Source organism: Legionella drozanskii LLAP-1 (assembly GCF_001467585.1).
Lineage (GTDB): Bacteria > Pseudomonadota > Gammaproteobacteria > Legionellales > Legionellaceae > Tatlockia > Tatlockia drozanskii.
The window spans coordinates 13,106-16,599 of sequence record NZ_LNXY01000031.1 but is presented as its reverse complement, the minus strand read 5'-3'; the positions used below and the strand labels follow the sequence as shown (position 1 = coordinate 16,599).

Here is a 3,494-nt window from a genome sequence, read left to right as displayed (position 1 = left end):
ATGCATACGTCATTTCTTTTGCATCCAACACATCCATTCAGACTAGATTACACCGTTTGGGCTTTACGTAGAAGGAGCAAAAATGGTGTTGATTTATGGATTAATGAACGCTATACGCGATTATTTTTCATTGAAAATAAACTAATTAAAGTCAATGTAGAACAAAAAAATGAAAAAGAAATTTTGGTATCTACCCATAAAAAAATTAGCCCCAAAATAAAAATAGAATTAATTCGATTATTAGAAATGATGTTAGGTCTTAATCGCAACTTACTCAATTTTTATTGTCTTGCAGAAAAAGATCCTTATTTAACTCCTGTGGTGAAGCAATTTAAAGGACTTAAGCCGCCTCGATTTCCAAGTATTTTTGAGGCACTTGTGAACGCTATCTCCTGTCAACAATTATCACTTGATGCAGGATTACAAATTCAAAACCGCTTTGTTCAATATGTAGGAAAAAGTATAAATGACGCAGATGGTACATTTTACGCATTTCCCACTCCACAAGATGTAGCAAACTGTTCAATTCCTGAGTTAAAAAAATTAGGATTCAGCACCAGTAAAAGCAGCACACTTATTGATTTATCGTCCAAAATTATTGCTGATGAAACTTTGTTTGATGATTTAGAAGTAAAGACCAATAATGAGATTGTGACATTTCTATGTCAATTTAAGGGGATTGGACGATGGTCTGCAGAATATGTTTTGTTACGTGGACTGGGGAAAATTGACATGTTTCCAGGAGATGATGTAGGTGCGGCAAAAAATTTACAATTATTGTTACATCTCAAAACAAAATTAGATTATGAGCAAATTTCAAAAATTACGAAAAAATGGTACCCCTATGCAGGATTTATTTATTTTCATTTATTGCTGCAGAAACTAAACAACAAGGGGTTACTGGAGACCAGAGGAGTTTAATAGAATCTATGCCAAAACTTTATACAATTGGACATTCAAACCATACTCTGCAGGAATTTCTTAAGATATTACATGAGTATCAAATTACCCATGTCGTGGATGTACGCACATTACCTAAATCTCGCCATGTGCCATGGTTTAATGAAAATGAACTAAAAGCATCACTTCGAAAAGAAAAAATTGGTTATACTCATTTATCAAAATTAGGTGGTTTACGTCGAACGACTCATAATTCCATCAATATGGGGTGGCGCAATGAAAGCTTCCGTGGCTTTGCAGATTATATGCAAACATCTGAATTTTTCGAGGGGCTGAAGGAATTAAATTGTTTAATAAAAAATAGCCATAGAGTCGTCATAATGTGTGCTGAAGCCGTACCATGGAGATGTCATCGCTCTCTTATTGCAGATGCAGAAGTTGTTCGGCATTTTGTGGTTTTGGAAATTATGAGCAAGACCTCCGTTCATCCTCATAAATTAACCGACTTCGCGGTAATTAATAGAAAGAAGAGACCAATTCAAATTTATTATCCAAAGATAATTAAATGATCAGGGATTGCTGGATATCGGCTTAATCTCAAATATTAACAAGAGGTTACAATTTCATTTTTGAACCTGTTATTTATTTTCTTCTAAAAAAACAGACTATAATTATCATTACATCACGTATCAATGATGACAAAAAGGTGAATATATGACATTTGTAGATGCGCTCAATAATTATGCCTGGTATTACGATTGGGGAAGGAGCAATCATCGCTTCAAATAGCATCGTTACAGAAGATGTTGAACCTTACAGTATTATTGCGGGCAGTCCGGCAAGACTAGTTAAAAAACGGTTTGATGATAGCGTGATACAAAGAATTCTCAACTTAGATATTTATTCCTGGGATAAAGAAAAATTTAATTGCTTGAAAAAGTATATTTGCAATAACGATATAGACATTCTTGAAGAACAAAGCAGAAAGTACGATGCCAGAAATCCCAAAAATTAAACAAAATGAAATCGATATCTTTATAAGGATTTTGAGCCAACGATAAATATGGTTCCGTTGCAAAAACGGATAGTAGTTTATAATTTAATCCCATCCAAGCTATTAAAGAGTTTAAACAGGAAGGAAATCTGGCTCCCCACGTGACTCATTTGCAGATAAAATATCTCAATAATCGGCTGGAAGTCGGTCTGGCTCTTTTTACTCTAATTTGATTCTTCATGATCGCAATGCAATACTACTAAATAGGACTGCGTTCAAGAGGAATTCACATCAGAACCCACTGATTTAACGAGACGGCTACCACTATGTGCATTTTTTCAACCGGCACCAGCAAAGAATGTAGATAGTCCAACAACATCTAATAACCCTAATACCCTACTAGGTTGATAGCAACATCCAGATGGCAAGTCATACCCCAATTAGTTTGGTTGGTGGTAACTGCCTTCACTATCAAGTGTTTCTTCATTATCAAAGGGCAGCTGCGCTAAATTAGAGATGGCAAATATTGGCTACAGCTCATGCTGCTAAAGGGTTGTATCGGTGTACTGGGAAATTTCGTACCTTCCTACAAAGAACCCTGTTTGATTTTTAAACCTGTAGTCAGAATTAAGAATGAAAGCAGTCAAAGCACTTCCTTGTGAAAATTTTAATAAAAAGAAATTTCGCTGCCGTTATCCATTTCTTTTTTGTTATCGCTTGAATTTTTAGCGGTTGATGGAGAAAAGAGACCGTGCTCAAGTAAAGTGGAATGAATAGGCTCATAAAATCCCCTATGGGAATGAATGGCTGTTTTTGTCTTTTCAAAAGAGGTAAGATTTGGAACCTTCTCACCTGATTTATTGGGGGGGGGTAACTGTTTTAATATTTCTATTAACTCTTCTTCCTCTTTTAAAGGATTGCCTGATAGGGTGTTTAAATCGGTTTGATCTAGATAATTTTCACCCTCTAGTATTTCTAATAAGTCTTTTTCCTCTTCGGGGTTATTCTCTGAGTTCAACTCTAAATTATTTTGTTCAAAAAAATATTCACCCTCAAAAAATCCAACAGGATTACCTTGAGTTTGTAAGACTGAACTTTGTGGAATAGAGGTTTTAATATCCCAGCTTCCCATAAGACTATTTTGTTCTCGGTTAGGGGTAAATATTGGTGATTGATCAAAATGATTTGTTTTTCTTCGTTTTATTTGCTGTACGCTGACCTTTTTACTTCTATTGTCTTGCTCTCTGTTTGTTTCAATTTCGGCTTGACTCATTGTCGCTTTAACCCGAGCATATACTTCATCATATCCTTCTTGGTAAGGTATAGGCTTATTATTAAAATCTTTACTTTTTTGGCGGCCAAACTTAGCTGCTCTTCTTCCGGCCTCTCCACCACGACGATATTGTTCTCTGTCTTCCTGGCTGGGAAATCGCATAACTTGACTCTGGTGTGGAGGAGCTTTTTTTTGGTCGGCTTTGGATCTTTTCAAATCTATTCTCTCTTAATCATTGCTTTGACAACCCTTAATTATAAAGATTGAAGATTAAGAGAGTATTAATATTTACCATCTTTCATTGGGCAACTCGTGGTCAGTTCTAAT

Annotated in this window: 3 protein-coding genes and 1 pseudogene; 3 read left to right on the top strand and 1 reads right to left on the bottom strand. The window is 35.4% G+C overall.

The genetic code is table 11. From position 1 onward, the window contains the following. The 3 genes and pseudogenes from Ldro_RS16520 to Ldro_RS13570 all read left to right on the top strand — a co-directional run. On the top strand, positions 1-921 hold a 921-nt coding region (locus Ldro_RS16520), incomplete at its 5' end, for a DNA-3-methyladenine glycosylase family protein (protein ID WP_058496970.1). A gap of 8 nt (positions 922-929) precedes the next feature. Continuing rightward, complete coding sequence (locus Ldro_RS13575; RefSeq protein ID WP_058496969.1) at positions 930-1,469, top strand: DUF488 domain-containing protein; 540 nt, start codon at positions 930-932, stop codon at positions 1,467-1,469. Positions 1,470-1,639: 170 nt separating this feature from the next. Next, positions 1,640-1,915, top strand: a pseudogene (locus Ldro_RS13570) (LbetaH domain-containing protein); the annotation flags it as partial. Positions 1,916-2,561: 646 nt separating this feature from the next. On the opposite strand, the gene Ldro_RS13565 reads toward Ldro_RS13570, so the two are convergent. Continuing rightward, positions 2,562-3,329 carry a hypothetical protein gene (locus Ldro_RS13565; RefSeq protein WP_131764470.1) on the bottom strand — a complete coding sequence of 256 codons (768 nt, stop codon included), beginning with the start codon at positions 3,327-3,329 and terminating at the stop codon, positions 2,562-2,564. Between the last annotated feature and the right edge of the window lie 165 nt (positions 3,330-3,494).